This window comes from Sedimentimonas flavescens (assembly GCF_019264375.1).
GTDB classification, from domain to species: Bacteria; Pseudomonadota; Alphaproteobacteria; order Rhodobacterales; family Rhodobacteraceae; genus Rhodobacter; species Rhodobacter flavescens.
Genome location: NZ_JAHVAI010000002.1, coordinates 356705 through 371493 on the forward strand (window position 1 = coordinate 356705; position 14789 = coordinate 371493).

The 14789-nt window shown below is 64.4% G+C and carries 12 protein-coding genes; 2 read left to right on the top strand and 10 right to left on the bottom strand.

All coding sequences use genetic code 11. From position 1 onward, the window contains the following. Window positions 1–67: 67 nt before the first annotated feature. Window positions 68–2197, bottom strand: a complete 2130-nt coding sequence (gene scpA, locus KTQ37_RS04845) for a methylmalonyl-CoA mutase (RefSeq protein ID WP_218629338.1) — start codon at window positions 2195–2197, stop codon at window positions 68–70. Between the two features lie 203 nt (window positions 2198–2400). Here scpA and KTQ37_RS04850 point away from each other — a divergent pair, with 203 nt between their 5' ends. Then, complete coding sequence (locus KTQ37_RS04850; protein WP_218629339.1) at window positions 2401–2868, top strand: DUF4174 domain-containing protein; 468 nt, start codon at window positions 2401–2403, stop codon at window positions 2866–2868. 7 nt (window positions 2869–2875) lie between these two features. Here the strand turns inward: KTQ37_RS04850 and KTQ37_RS04855 are convergent, their stop codons facing one another. From KTQ37_RS04855 to KTQ37_RS16930, 9 genes are all read right to left on the bottom strand, one after another. Then, window positions 2876–4438, bottom strand: a complete 1563-nt coding sequence (locus KTQ37_RS04855) for a hypothetical protein (protein ID WP_218629340.1) — start codon at window positions 4436–4438, stop codon at window positions 2876–2878. Between the two features lies 1 nt (window position 4439). After that, window positions 4440–6443, bottom strand: coding sequence for an acetyl-CoA carboxylase biotin carboxylase subunit (locus KTQ37_RS04860; protein ID WP_218629341.1), 2004 nt, complete (start codon window positions 6441–6443; stop codon window positions 4440–4442). Between the two features lie 170 nt (window positions 6444–6613). Continuing rightward, on the bottom strand, window positions 6614–6814 hold the full coding sequence (locus tag KTQ37_RS04865) for a hypothetical protein (protein ID WP_218629342.1): 201 nt from the start codon (window positions 6812–6814) through the stop codon (window positions 6614–6616). A 325-nt stretch (window positions 6815–7139) separates the two neighbouring features. Beyond that, the gene (locus KTQ37_RS04870; protein WP_218629343.1) at window positions 7140–7529 is read right to left on the bottom strand and encodes a hypothetical protein; all 390 of its coding nucleotides are present in this window, start codon (window positions 7527–7529) and stop codon (window positions 7140–7142) included. A 75-nt stretch (window positions 7530–7604) separates the two neighbouring features. Then, window positions 7605–7955, bottom strand: coding sequence for a hypothetical protein (locus KTQ37_RS04875; protein ID WP_218629344.1), 351 nt, complete (start codon window positions 7953–7955; stop codon window positions 7605–7607). Between the two features lie 159 nt (window positions 7956–8114). Continuing rightward, window positions 8115–8240, bottom strand: a complete 126-nt coding sequence (locus KTQ37_RS16855) for a hypothetical protein (RefSeq protein WP_268921050.1) — start codon at window positions 8238–8240, stop codon at window positions 8115–8117. 226 nt (window positions 8241–8466) lie between these two features. Next, complete coding sequence (locus tag KTQ37_RS04880) at window positions 8467–8907, bottom strand: DUF6497 family protein (protein WP_328799694.1); 441 nt, start codon at window positions 8905–8907, stop codon at window positions 8467–8469. Window positions 8908–8917: 10 nt separating this feature from the next. Next, complete coding sequence (locus KTQ37_RS04885) at window positions 8918–10450, bottom strand: acyl-CoA carboxylase subunit beta (protein WP_218629346.1); 1533 nt, start codon at window positions 10448–10450, stop codon at window positions 8918–8920. A gap of 487 nt (window positions 10451–10937) precedes the next feature. Beyond that, a complete protein-coding gene (locus tag KTQ37_RS16930) occupies window positions 10938–13076 on the bottom strand; it encodes an autotransporter outer membrane beta-barrel domain-containing protein (RefSeq protein WP_218629347.1) in 2139 nt (712 codons plus the stop codon). A 507-nt stretch (window positions 13077–13583) separates the two neighbouring features. Here KTQ37_RS16930 and KTQ37_RS04895 point away from each other — a divergent pair. Continuing rightward, window positions 13584–14780, top strand: a complete 1197-nt coding sequence (locus tag KTQ37_RS04895) for a multidrug effflux MFS transporter (RefSeq protein WP_218629348.1) — start codon at window positions 13584–13586, stop codon at window positions 14778–14780. Window positions 14781–14789 lie beyond the last annotated feature (9 nt).

The window sequence follows — 14789 nt, forward strand, 5'->3', positions numbered from 1 at the left end:
TTCAATGTGGTCCAAATATCCCGGGGGGCCGAGGCTAAGCCTCGGCGGGGCAGAGCCCCCTCCCCCCTCAGTTCTTGGTCGCGCGAACGATATCGAGGATCTCGCGCGCCGCAGCCGGAATGTTGGTGCCCGGCCCGAAGATCGCCTTGACGCCCGCTTTCTTGAGGTAGTCGTAATCCTGCTGCGGGATCACGCCGCCACAGATCACGATGATGTCGTCGGCGCCCTTGTCCTTCAGCGCCTCGATCAGCTTGGGCGCGAGGGTCTTGTGACCCGCCGCCTGGCTCGAGATGCCGACGATATGCACGTCATTGTCGATGGCGTCCTGCGCGGCCTCTTCCGGGGTCTGGAACAGCGGGCCCACATCGACGTCAAAGCCGATATCGGCAAAGGCGGTCGCGATCACCTTGGCGCCGCGGTCATGCCCGTCCTGGCCCATCTTGACGACCAGCATCCGCGGACGACGGCCCTCGGCCTCGGCAAAGGCCTCGACGTCGCGCTGGATCTGGGCAAAGCCCTCGTCGCCCTCGTAGGCCGCGCCGTAAACACCGGCCAGCGTTTTGACCTCGGCGCGGTGGCGCCCGAACACTTCTTCCATGGCCATCGAAATCTCCCCGACCGAGGCGCGCGCACGCGCCGCTTCGACGGCCCCCTCAAGCAGGTTGCCGCCCTCTTTCGCACGGCGGGTCAGCTCAGTCAGCGCCGCCTGGCACTTGGCCTCGTCCCGCTCCGCACGCATCTTGGTCAGACGCGCGATCTGGGCCTCGCGCACCTTCACGTTGTCGATGTCGAGAATGTCGATCGGGTCTTCCTTCGCCAGACGATACTTGTTGACGCCAACGATGACTTCCTCGCCGCGGTCGATCATCGCCTGACGACGCGCCGCCGACTCCTCGATGCGCAGCTTCGGCATCCCCGAGGCGACAGCCTTGGTCATGCCGCCCATCTCCTCGACTTCCTCGATCAGCTTCCAGGCCTCTTCGGCCAGCTTCGCGGTGAGGCTTTCGATGTAATAGGAACCCGCGAGCGGATCGACGACATTGGTGATGCCGGTTTCTTCTTGCAGGATCAGCTGCGTGTTGCGCGCGATCCGGGCCGAGAAATCGGTCGGCAGCGCGATCGCCTCGTCCAGCGCGTTGGTGTGCAGCGACTGCGTGCCACCAAGGGCCGCCGCCATCGCCTCATAGGCCGTGCGCACGACGTTGTTGTAGGGGTCCTGCTCTTGCAGCGACACGCCCGAGGTCTGGCAGTGCGTGCGCAGCATCAGGCTGCCCGACTTCTGCGGGTTGAACTCCTTCATGATCCGCGTCCACAGCAGGCGCGCGGCGCGCAGCTTGGCCACTTCCATGAAGAAGTTCATGCCGATGGCGAAGAAGAACGACAGACGGCCCGCGAACTTGTCGACATCCATGCCGGCCGCGATGGCAGTACGCACATATTCGCGCCCGTCCGCCAAGGTGTAGGCCAGCTCTTGCACCAGGTTCGCCCCGGCTTCCTGCATGTGGTAGCCCGAGATCGAGATCGAGTTGAACTTCGGCATCTCGTTCGAGGTGTATTCAATGATATCCGCGATGATCCGCATCGAGGGCTCGGGCGGATAGATATAGGTGTTGCGGACCATGAACTCTTTCAGAATGTCGTTCTGAATGGTGCCCGAAAGCACCGAGCGGTCATGCCCCTGCTCTTCGCCGGTGACGATGAAGTTCGCCAGAACCGGGATCACCGCGCCGTTCATCGTCATCGAGACCGAGACCTTGTCGAGCGGGATGCCGTCGAACAGGATCTTCATGTCCTCGACGCTGTCGATGGCCACGCCGGCCTTGCCGACATCGCCCACCACGCGCGGGTGATCCGAGTCATAGCCGCGGTGCGTCGCAAGGTCGAAGGCGACCGAGACACCCTGCTGACCGGCGGCCAGCGCCTTACGGTAGAAGGCGTTCGATTCCTCGGCGGTCGAGAAACCGGCATACTGGCGGATCGTCCAGGGGCGACCAGCATACATCGTTGCGCGCGGGCCACGGGTGAAGGGCTCGATCCCCGGCAGGCTGCCCAGATGGTCGAGGCCCTCAAGGTCGTCCTCGGTATAGAGCGGCTTGACGGCGATGCCTTCCAGCGTGTTCCAGGTCAGGCTGTCGAGCGGCGTGTCGCGCAGTTCCTTCTGGGCAAGTTTGGCCCAGTCCTCTTTCTTGTTCGTCATGGAACAATCCCTCTTCTGTATCGCCGCCTCCGGGCTGCCCCGGCGCTGTTGCGTGCCATTCATCCCCACCCGGCGGATCTAGCCCCCGCCGGGCAAACTCCCGTCGTCATTCGCCCGTCTTGAGCGAAAATCCTGCCCCGGCGGTCCGCGGGCCATGGAACATGCCCCCGCCGCCGCCTATATTCCAACCAAGGAGGGCCGCGATGTCTGCACCCATAACCCTTGGATTCGCGTTGGTTTTCGCGCTCTCGGCCACGCTGGCCGCGCCGCTGAACGCGCAGGAGGCCCCCGCGACCGCTGCGGCCGAGGTCTTCGCTCCCGTCGACGGGGCGACGGCCGATCTGGCCGCATATGTCTGGCAAAAGCGCCCCGTGGTGGTGTTCGCCGACAGCCCCAACGATCCGGCCTTCGCCGAGCAGTTGCGGCTGATCGAGGCGCGCTGGCCGGAACTGGCCGCGCGCGACGTTGTGGTGATCACCGACACCACGCTCGATCCAGCCTCGGATATCCGCCGCAAGCTGCGCCCGCGTGGCTTCTCGCTGGTGCTGATGACCAAGGACGGGCAGGTCTCGATCCGCAAGCCCTTGCCCTGGGATGGGCGCGAGATCATGCGCGCCATCGACAAGATGCCGATCCGGCGCGAGGAAATCCGCAACGGGGCTGCGCGGTAAGCGGCGATCATTGCCCCACCTCCGCCATGGTGAACTGCGCATCGGCAGGCAGCGTCTGCGCGAAGGCGCGCAGCTTTTCACGCAGCTCCGGCGCGTATTCGGGCGCGGTCGCGTAAAACCCGACGCGCCAATCCGCGACCGTTCCGCGCGGGTTGTCCATCGTCAGTTCCCCAAGGCGCTGCCACGTCGGCGCGACCGCATCCGCGAACCAGCTATCGTAGATCATCACCAGGCGGACGCCGTGCTGCGCCACCAGCGGCCCGCCCCAGCCGGGCTGCGGCCCGCCCGGACGCATCCGTTCGGCCAGCGCCGAGGGCGATCCGAGCCCATATAAATCAAACACATACTGATCGTTTTGCCATGTGACCCAGCCCAGATCGTTCACCCCAACGGGCGCCTGCGCATAGTCCTTGGCGAAACGGGCCATCTGGGCCTGCTGCAAATGGATCGCGCGCGGTCCCCAGACCGAACGATCCGCCAGCGACGTCGCGTAGGTATCGCCCAGAACGCCGAGCGAAAGCACAAGAGCGGCAGCGGTGACGGCCCTCCACACCGGCCCCATGTGCGATAGCGCCAGCACAAGGCCGCCAATCAGAACCAGCAAGATGTAATGCTCGTAGCGGTTCATCCAGCCAATGCGACCGCCGAGGAAATGCGCGATCCCCGCCAGACCGATGGCCCAGAACACCAGATACAGCCGCTCGCGGCGCAGGTTCTGAACGGCCAGCGCGATCAGCACCGAGAAGAAGCTCAGAGCCAGAAGGATCTGCCCCGGCTTCTTTTGGATGTTCTCGATAATGGCGCGCACGAAGCCCGGCAGTTCCGGCCCATTGCCGGTAGACAGTTGCGTCTTGGCGATGATGGAACCGGGCAGCGGCTCGAGCCCCAACGACACAAGGAAGCCCATGAAGGCCAGCACGGGCAGGATGGCCGCCAGCCCCAGCCCAAACGCCGCAGCGATCCGACCGCGCAGCAACAGCACGCCGCAGGCCGCGCCGGACAGGGCGAGCCCCTCCAGCCGCATGAGCGGCGCGCCGATCACCCCGATCACGAGCAGCGCCGAGATCCGATCTTCCTTCACGAAAATCCACAGGCCCAAAAGGCAGGCCAGCGCGAAGGCCGCGTGCAGGCTGTGCTCCATCCCGGCGAAACCGACGCCCGGAACGTTCAGCGCCAGCGGCCCGACGATCGCAAGCACAACGGTGACTACCCGCGACAGGTTCGCGCGCGCAACCACCAGCCCCCAGAGCACACCGACGGCGGCAACACCGACGATATTCCACAACAGCGGCATCCAGCGCTGCATCTCGGTTCCCGCGAAGGGCACCAGCAGCAGCGGATACAGGATGGACGAGGCCGCCGAAGAGGCCTCGCCCGGATTGACACCATAGGTGCCCGAGGCAATGCCCTCGGCCATGGCCATGTGGATGTAGACGTCATCCAGCGGATATTCGAAGACACCCGCCAGCACCGCGGCCCACAGCTGCAACCCCGCGAACGCTGCCAATGAAACAAAGGCAGAGAGCGCGGCGCAGCCGAGAGCGTTTTCGCGGGCCGGCGAAAGCGTCATCTCATTCGAACTCCATGATCACGTCGTCAACCTTGAGCGAGGCGCCCGCGGCTGCGTTGATCTTCTTGACGACACCCCTGCGCTCGGCGCGCAGGATGTTTTCCATCTTCATCGCCTCGACGGTGGCCAGCGCCTGACCTTCCTGAACTTCCTGGCCCTCTTCGACCGAGATCTTCACGACAAGGCCGGGCATCGGGCAGAGCAGGAACTTCGAGGTATCCGGCGGCAGCTTCTCGGGCATCAGCACCGCAAGCTCGTGCTGACGCGGGGTGCGCACATGCACCTTGAGGTCGGCACCGCGCACGCGGATGCGGAAGCCCATCGGAAGCAGGCCTACCTTGAGCACCAGCGGCTCGCCCGCCACGTCCAGAACCGCCAGCGACTTGCCCGGCGTCCAGTCCGAGGACACGCGCTTCTTGCCGCCATCCTTGAAGGTCACGGTCGACCCATCGCGGTCGGCGTCGATGTGCAGCGCGTATTCCTTGCCCTGCAGGCTCACGACCCATTCGTTGCCGACGTGACGCTCGTGGTTGCCAAGGGTGCCCGAGATGCGCGACTGGCGGATCTCCGAGACGCGGTTCATCGCAGCGGCGGCTGCGGCCACGTCACGCAGAACCTCTTCGTTCAGTTGCACGCCCTGGAAGCCATCGGGGTATTCCTCGGCGATGAAGGCCGTCGTGATGTCGCCCTTGATGAAGCGGTCATGGTCCATCACCGCGCCGACGAAGGGCAGGTTGTGGCCGATGCCTTCAACCTCGAAGGTATCCAGCGCCAGACGCATCTCTTCGATGGCCTCGGCGCGGGTCGGCGCCCAGGTGCAGAGCTTGGCGATCATCGGGTCGTAATACATCGAGATCTCGCCGCCTTCGAAGACGCCCGTATCGTTGCGCACGATCCCGCCGCGCGAGGTCGGACCTTCGACCGGCGGGCGATACTTGATCAGGCGCCCGATCGAGGGCAGGAAGTTGCGGTAGGGATCTTCGGCATAAAGGCGCGATTCAATCGCCCAACCGTTGATCTTGAGGTCTTCCTGCTTGAAGGGCAGCGGCTCGCCACCGGCGACACGGATCATCTGCTCGACCAGGTCAACCCCGGTGATCAGTTCGGTAACCGGGTGTTCCACCTGCAGACGGGTGTTCATCTCGAGGAAGTAGAAGTTCTTGCTGCCGTCGACGATGAATTCCACCGTACCGGCCGAGGAGTAACCCACGGCCTTGGCCAGCGCGCAGGCCTGCTCACCCATGGCTTTGCGGGTGGCTTCGTCGAGGAACGGCGACGGAGCCTCTTCGATGACCTTCTGGTTACGGCGCTGGATCGAGCATTCACGCTCGTGCAGATAGACGCAATTGCCGTGCTTGTCGGCCAGCACCTGGATCTCGATGTGGCGCGGCTGCGTCACGAACTTCTCGATGAAGATACGGTCGTCGCCGAACGAGTTCGCGGCCTCGTTCTTCGAGCTCTCGAAGCCTTCGCGGGCTTCCTGCTCGTTCCAGGCGATCCGCATGCCCTTGCCGCCGCCGCCAGCGGAGGCCTTGATCATGACCGGGTAGCCGATCTGGTTCGAGATCTTCACCGCCTCGTCGGCATCGGCGATCAGGCCCATGTAGCCCGGAACGGTCGACACGCCGGCTTCCTGCGCGATCTTCTTCGAGGTGATCTTGTCGCCCATCGCCTCAATCGCGGGCGACGGCGGGCCAACGAAGACAACGCCTTCTTTTTCAAGGGCTTCTGCGAACTTCATGTTCTCCGACAGGAAGCCGTAGCCCGGGTGCACCGCCTCGGCGCCGGTCTGACGGATCGCATCCATGATCTTGTCGATCACGATGTAGGACTGGTTTGCCGGCGGCGGGCCGATGTGGACGGCCTCGTCGGCCATCTTGACGTGGAGCGCATTCGCATCGGCGTCAGAGTAGACGGCGACCGTTTTGATCCCCATCTTCTGAGCCGATTTGATTACCCGGCAGGCGATCTCGCCGCGGTTTGCGATCAGGATTTTCTTGAACATGTCAGTCCCTTCCCCTCGGGCACGGATGATGGCCGCCCCGCTCTTCGTGATTGCTGGTTCGATTGACGGAAACAAAAATGCCACCGGGGACGGAATCCCCGATGGCATTCAGATACGCATGGCGCCGGACAACCGGGCGCCGCCCGGTCGCGTCGCCGATGTTCAACGTGTTACTGGCACACGCCCATGTCGTCGCAATAGGTGCCAGCCAAGGCGCCGATCGCCGCACCGGCGACGACGTTGGTGTCGGTCGCATCCGCGATGAGCGCACCGGCGGCCGCACCGCCAAGGGCGCGCTGCCCTTCGGTTGCATAGCAGCCCGAGAGGACGGACACGGCGAGAACCGCGACGAGAACCGAGTATTTACGCATGTTGAACTGCCTCCATTCACAGGTTTCTTTGCCCGCGATTCTAGCGCAGCCGTGCGCGAAGAAAAGCGAATACCGCATTCGGCGCTCCCGGCGCCGGCCAAATCGGCGGCACACCGCTGATCTTCGGGGGAAAGAAGCGGTCTGACCAGCGGGCCAGACCGCAGACAAAGGGAAGGGATAGGGAAGATGCGCCAGACCGGATGCAGGGTTACACCGGTGCGCACTACCCCATGCTGCGCCGCGCCAGCCACATTGGCAAAGCCAAATCGCGCGATCGCGGCGCGATCGGCGACAAGTTGCCCATAGGTAAGCGAGACGCGCGAGATCATTCCCAATCGTCCTCCTCGTCGTCCCACGTGAACGCCTCGGGGTCTTCGAACACTTCCGGGAAGGCGGCCTGGGCTTTTTTGACGTCGATGCGCAAAAGCGCCTCGTAAGAGCACGGATCGAAGGGGTCGGTGGCGGGCACGACCTCGCGCCCGAACAGCCAGCTCAGGCGACCGGCATCGAGGTTGCCCCGTTCAAAGGTCTCCTCGCCGAATTGCGCCCATAGCGCGGCCATAAAGCCCGCGTCGGCACGGCGGTCAGCAGCCGCGCGGTCCCTATAACGCTCGCGGCGAATGATCTTGGTCGCGCCGTTCTTGTTCGCGCGGCGGATCAGGAATTGGAAGTCGGTCCCGGGCAGACGCCCCGGAAATCCACGGTGTTTCAGCATTGGGTGCCCTCCTGTACGAAGGACACCCGATAGCGCAGTTCGACGCCCGCCCGCAACGTGCGGACGGCTGCAAGGTCAGTTGCGAGTAGGAGCCGTGCCGGGTTGACCGCCGGGTTCACGCCCCGGAGTGCCCGGGTCGCGGTCATCGTCGTTGTTCGGAACGCAAGTGACCGGGCTGTAAGCGGTGGACGCGACAGAGGTCTGGCCGGGCGCACAGGGCGGCGGCGGGCAATCGGGGACGGATGCCGGATAGGCCGAATTGACACGCTCGCCGGTCGGGCGACACTCACCGCCGGTCGGGTTGCCGTATTTGTCGTAGAAGACTGGCTCGGGCTGAATCGGCTCGGGCGGCGGCGGCGCGCAGGCAGCCAATGCACCGGCTGCCGCGCACGCCAAAACGGTGACACGAATGAATGAGTATTGCATGTTGAAACCTCCCCGAGCCTATTGATTACAGCTCGATGGTAGCGCCAACGTGACGTCACGGCAATGAAGGATGCCGCCTGAGGCCGGAAACAGTCTGGCGACGATCCGGCCCGGACCGGGGAGAGAGGGGACAGGGCAACGCCCTGCCCCGAAACCGTCTTACTTGTACTTGCCAGTGAAAGCCGGCTCGACCGAAATGGGCTCGACCGGTGCCGGCTCGGTTTTCGGCGCGCAAGCGGCCGCGAAGGCGACCAGAGCGAGGGCGAGGATTGCTTTCTTCGACATTTGAAACTCCTGAGCGGGCTGGCGGAGGGTGCGATTCGCGTGTTTTCCCCAAGCCCTGTTGATGACGTGCAGAGCGGAAGCACCACTCCGGGAACCTCACGGCCCCGCGACAATTTATCACTTCTGCTGCAATTGCATAGCGGACCGCGTTGCACGGAATGCAGGGCTGCCACGCAGTGGCGGAAACCCGCCACCCGGCCCGACATTTCATGTCCACGCAGTTGCATCAGAACAGCTCCCACTCACAGCCCCCGTCCACAACGGAATAGGCCTCGAAAAATTGCACCGCCTCCTCGTCGGTCTCGCCGAATGGCACGACCCGGTCGGAAAGGCTGATTACCACCTGCGCTGGCCTGGGCCCGATGGCCGAGAGCCTCGGCAACGCGAACTCTTCACACAGCGCCTGCATGTCGGCTGCGGCTACGTCCGGGTCCATCGGATCGTCGCCCCCGATCTGCGGCGCAAGAAACCGGAAGCGCATCGTCAGCCCCTCGGGCCCCGGCGTGTCCGATATCGTGTCGATCCAGTGCACCTCCTGCCCGGAGGGAACCGGCACCGAAACCCCTGCCCCATCCTGGGCTGAGGCGGGCCGAGCAAACGCTGACAGCAGCAAGACCGCCATAAGGCCACTTGCCAATCTCTGCGTTCGCCCGGCCGCGCGCCCCATTCCGCGCCCCTCAGAGCGGAATGTTGTCGTGCTTTTTCCAGGGGTTGGAGAGTTTCTTCGAGCGCAGCGAAGCGAATGCGCGCGCCACCCGGCGACGGGTCGAATGCGGCTGGATCACCTCGTCGATAAAGCCCTTCTCGGCCGCCACGAACGGGTTGGCGAAACGGTCTTCATAGTCCTTGGTGCGCGCCGCGATCTTCTCGGCATCGCCCAGTTCGCTGCGGTAAAGGATCTCGACTGCGCCCTTGGCACCCATCACCGCGATTTCGGCGGTCGGCCAGGCGTAGTTGAAATCGCCGCGCAGGTGCTTGGAGGCCATAACGTCATAAGCGCCGCCATAGGCCTTGCGGGTGATCACGGTGACCTTCGGAACGGTCGCTTCGCCATAGGCGAACAGCAGTTTCGCGCCGTGCTTGATGACCCCGCCGTATTCCTGGCCGGTGCCGGGCAGGAAGCCGGGCACGTCCACCAGCGTCAGGATCGGAATCTCGAACGCATCGCAGAAGCGCACGAAGCGCGCGGCCTTGCGGCTCGAGTCGATGTCCAGACAGCCCGCCAGCACCATCGGCTGGTTCGCCACGACGCCAACGGTCTGGCCTTCCATGCGGATGAAGCCGGTGATGATGTTGCCCGCGTAGTCTTTCTGGATCTCGAAGAAGTCGCCCTCGTCGGCGATCTTCACGATGAGTTCCTTCATGTCGTAGGGCATGTTCGGGTTCGACGGGATCAGCGTGTCGAGCGAATCCTCGACGCGGTTCACCTCGTCGAAGAACGGACGCACCGGCGCCTTCTCGCGATTCGACAGCGGCAGGAAGTCGATCAGACGGCGGGTCTCGGCGATCGCCTCGACGTCGTTTTCATAGGCGCCATCGGCGACCGAGGATTTCTTGGTGTGAGTCGAGGCCCCGCCCAGTTCCTCGGCGGTGACGATCTCGTTGGTCACGGTCTTCACGACGTCGGGACCGGTCACGAACATGTAGGACGAGTCCTTCACCATGAAGATGAAGTCGGTCATCGCCGGCGAGTAAACCGCGCCGCCCGCGCAGGGGCCCATGATCAGCGAGATCTGCGGCACCACGCCCGAGGCCATGATGTTGCGCTGGAACACCTCGGCGTAACCGGCGAGCGAGGCGACACCTTCCTGGATACGCGCACCGCCCGAGTCGTTCATGCCGATGACCGGCGCGCCGTTCTGCATGGCCATATCCATGATCTTGCAGATCTTTTCGGCGTGCGTTTCGGACAACGAGCCGCCGAACACGGTGAAATCCTGCGAGAAGACATAGACCATGCGGCCATTCACCGTGCCCCAGCCGGTGACAACGCCGTCGCCTGCGGGCTTCTCGTCCTGCATACCGAAATCGGTGCAGCGGTGCGCCTTGAACATGTCGAATTCTTCGAAGGTGCCTTCGTCGAGCAGCAGCTCGATGCGCTCACGCGCGGTCAGTTTGCCCTTTGCGTGCTGGGCGTCGATGCGGCGCTGCCCGCCGCCAAGACGCGCTGCGGCACGACGCTCTTCAAGCTGGTTCAGGATGTCTTTCATGGGGTCCCCTCCGAAGATTTCAGGCACCCTATACGCACATAACTACATTACAAAGCAGATTTGCGAAAATTTGCAAATTCTTGGCAGGACGATGATTGCGAATTGCAAAGTCGCGAAACCTTCATCCGCTTGTTACGCGCGCCGCGGCCCAAGACCTTCTGGCAAATGACCCCGGTAGCAATTCTAACCCCACATGGCGATTTCGGCGACCCAGTTCAGGGGACATTAGAGTCCTTGATATACGAAATATCGCAATATCAGTCACTTACGATCTCCCAACCCGTCCGCCTGATCCGGCGCGCGACAGAGCACCGGGCCGACCAATGCGCAGGCCTCCGCCTTTGCCCAAGCGTTGAAGATCGGGTTCTCGGGCGGTTGCGATTGGAGGAGGAGGCAGTCTTGGATTGGGGTCCGACGCGCATTGTGATCTGCGCCAAGGGGCTGGCAGGGGCGGCGCTGGCGTGCAGGCCGCCCCTGATCCGTTTCGTCAGAAGGCGATGCGACCGCTGATCGCCACGGAGAGCGCGTTGTTGCGGCCGGGATTGTCAAAGCCCGTCACATAGGTCAGCTCGCCATTGATCGTGCCGCGCCCGTTGCCGAAGCGATGCTGCAGGCCCAGACCGATCTCGCCGCTCCAGTCCTCGGCCGCGCTCACCACCGGCGTTCCCGCAACTATCGTGGTGATGTCGCCCGCGAGTTCGCGGAAGATGTCGGCCGATCCATAGAACGTCGGGCCTTGATCCTGCCCGCCCGCGCGCGATGCGGTCTGCCGCTCGGCGACCAGACCCATGCCCAATTGCAGGCTTTCGGCCGTGTCCAGCGATGTCGCCAGCCCGCCCCCGCTGGTGAACGGATCATAGCTAACCGTGCTGTATTTCAGCCGCCCGCGCGGCGTCAGAGACCAGGGCGAATTTGCCATGCGGAACCGCTGGCCGATTTCAAGCTCGCTGGAGACACCTTCGCCCGAGATCGCGCTGGCGAAACCCGCCGATGTCAGGTCGCTGCTGAAATCGGTGTATTGCAGCTGCCCGTCGACATAGAAGCCGGAATTGCCGAACCATGTCGCCGTCAGCCCGAGCGAGCGCGCATCGGTGTCGATCCTCGCTGTCGCGACGTCTGAGGAAATCGTCGAACGGGCGGACCCGTAGCCAAGATTGACCCCCAGAACCAGATGCCCGGTATCGGAGGTATGGGCGTCGAAGTTCAGGCCGCCGCGAATCCGGGCCTGATCCATCTCGGCCTGGAAGCCGGAACCGGAAAACGCCGGAGCAAACTCCGATGTGCCGCCATCGACCAGGAACCACACAGACTGCAGCTCGGTAGGCACCCCCAGTTGATCCGTGCCAGAGCGTTCGCGCAGGCTCGGCAGTCTGCTTTGCTGCAGCATCGCATAGGGCAAGGCTTCAAGCCCGGTCACTTCGGGCACGAAGCCGCCGGTTCCGGCCAGAACGAAATCCGCACCGCTCTGGCTGATTTCATAGACCAATGCGCCGAAGGACAGCGGCGTGGACAGGGTGAAGGCGTCGGCTGCGGCGGTGCCGCTGACCGAGGCGATCACCACCGGGTTGCCGCTGGCCCCGCCGGTCGAGACATCGGCCACCGCGACACTCGTCTGGGCGCCCGTCACATCCCCGTTCACCAGCAGCCGGTCAGAGGTGTCCGCGGTGAAGTCGACATCAATGGCCAACACACCGCCACCGGAATATTCGCCGTTCACCGTTACGGTTTCGCCCGCAGTGCCGTTCTGCATGTCGGTCGTACCGTTGTTGGCATAACGCCCGTCCACCGTCACCGCGCTGCCCGAGGCAAGCTGCAGAAGGTTGTTGTTGATGAAGGCCCCTGCGCCGCCCAGAGCGACCTCCAGCGTGCCTGCGCCCAGGGTGATGCTGCCCGCGTTGGTAATATCCTCGTCGCCCGTGGCGTCGGTATCGGCAGACAGATAGCCTCCGCCCGCGAAATCGAACACCCCGCCGGACAGGTTGTTGATCGCACCGATATCGCTCAGTGTGCCCCCCGCAGCGACCGCGATCAGCGCGCTGTTGTTGAGCGTGTTGCCGGTCCCCGACAGGGTTGAGCCCGCGCCAACCGCGATGCCCCCCGACCCGGCCGCAACGGTGATCGTCTGCGCCTCAAGTGTGTCGCCATCGGACACCGTAATCAGGCCGGTGCTGGTCTGATCCAGCGCGGTGATCCCGGCCAAATCGCCGCTGGTGGTGACGGTGCCCGCGCCGGTGTTGCTCAGCGATCCGGCCAGCGTGCCCGCAGCGTTCAGCGTCCCGCTGTTTTGGGTATTGCCGCTGATCGTGCCGGTGCTGACAAGGGTCGCGTCCGCAGCATTGGTCACGCTCGTGGCGCGCATCGTGCCTGCGTTGTTGATCGTACCGCTCCCGGTGTTTTCGATGGTGCTGGCATCCAGAATGCCGCTGGCCTCGACCTGCACGCCCGCAGTGGCCAGTGTCGTGCCGCTGCCCGCCGAACTGTTGGTGAATCCTGCCACTTCGAGTTCGCCACCCGAGATGTTCAGCGTGGCACCGCCTTCGTTCAGGAAACTGCCGGTCGGAGTGGTGGAGGGGGTGCTACCCGTGGGGGAGCTGCCACCATAGGTGTTACCAACGATATTGAGCACGGCAACCTAGGTGCTGTTGGCCAGCGAATATCCCCGCAGCCGCTCGGCGGGGTTCAAACGCCGGGGAGAAGCAGCCCCGCAAACGCCCGAAACGCGCGCAACGACTGGCAGGATCAGCGGGTGTAACCCAAAGCGACGGGGCCTTTGGCCTGCCCGGACCGGGGGCGAAACGCCCCCCACAGCAGCAGCCTGCTCCGCATTGCGATTCTGGTCATCCGGGGTGTCGCCTTTTTCGAATAGGTCCTTCAGGTGCCAACCGCACCGCCTATGGCGCGCTCCGCGCCGCGCAACGCCTGACGTTTCAGGGGGTCATCTCACGGACCATCCTCATCGCCTTCAACGCGCTCTGGCCGGGTGAGCCCGTGACCCTGTGCACCGTCACGGGCTTCGCGCAGATCGTCGTGGGGCGTGCTGTGATCTTCACCGGGCGCGGCTGAGCGGCACAAACTTGTGCTCCACACATTTTACCTGATGGACAAGGAACCGCGCTGCGCCTAGCGGTTGGGTATGGCTTTCCTCGACCGGCGCACCCACCCCAGCATCGTCACGCTCGTGCTCGTTTCCGGGCTCGGGGCGCTCAGCCTGAACATCTTCCTGCCCTCGCTGCCGGGCATGGCACGGTTCTTTGGCGTGCCATACGGGCAGATGCAGCTCGCGGTCTCGGGCTATCTTGCCGTGTCGGCGGGGTTGCAGCTGGTGATCGGCCCGATCTCGGATCGCTACGGGCGGCGGCGTGTGCTGCTGACCGTGTTCTCGATCTTCCTGCTGGCAACCGTCGCGACCCTTCTCGCAACCAGTTTCGAGACCTTCATCGCGGCGCGCATGGTGCAGGCGGTCGTGGCCACCGCCTTCGTGCTGTCGCGCGCGACGGTGCGCGACATGGTGCCGGGCCCCGAGGCCGCCTCGGTCATCGGCTATGTCACCATGGGCATGTCGCTGGTGCCGATGATCGGCCCGGTGATCGGCGGCTTTCTGGATGAGGCCTTCGGCTGGCGCGCGAACTTCGCCCTGCTCCTGGCCTTCGGCGTGGCGATCACGGCGCTGGTCTGGGCGGATATGGGCGAAACCACCGCCAAGGGCGGCGTGCCGTTCAAAGACCAGTTGCGCGCCTATCCGATCCTGCTGCGCTCGCAGCGGTTCTGGGGCTACTGCCTGGCCACCGCCTTCGCCTCGGGCCTGTTCTTCGCCTACCTGGGCGGCGCGCCCTTCGTGGGCGATCAGGTGTTTCATCTGACCTCGGCGCAGGTGGGCTATTTCTTCGCCCTGCCCGCAGTCGGCTATGCGATCGGCAATTACCTGTCGGGCCGTTTCGCCATGCGCACGGGGATGGATCACATGGTGCTTTACGGCACGCTGCTGGCCACCGCCGCGCTGATCGTGGCGCTCGGTGCGGAAATGATCGGCTACTCTTCTCCGTTCATCTTCTTCTCGATGGTCGGCGTGACCGGCATGGGCAATGGCATCGCCCTGCCCTCGTCGAACGCGGGCATGATGTCGGTGCGCCCCGAGCTTGCCGGAACCGCCTCGGGCCTCGGCGCGACGCTCAGCATCGGCGGAGGGGCCGCGCTGGCCGCGCTGTCGGGCGCCATGCTCGGCCCAGGCTCGGGCGCCATTCCGCTGGTTCTGATCATGCTCGCCTCCTCGGCGGCCTCGGTCGGCGCGATTCTTTGGGTCTTTCATCGCCGCAGGCGACTGGGGATTTGACGCGCCCGC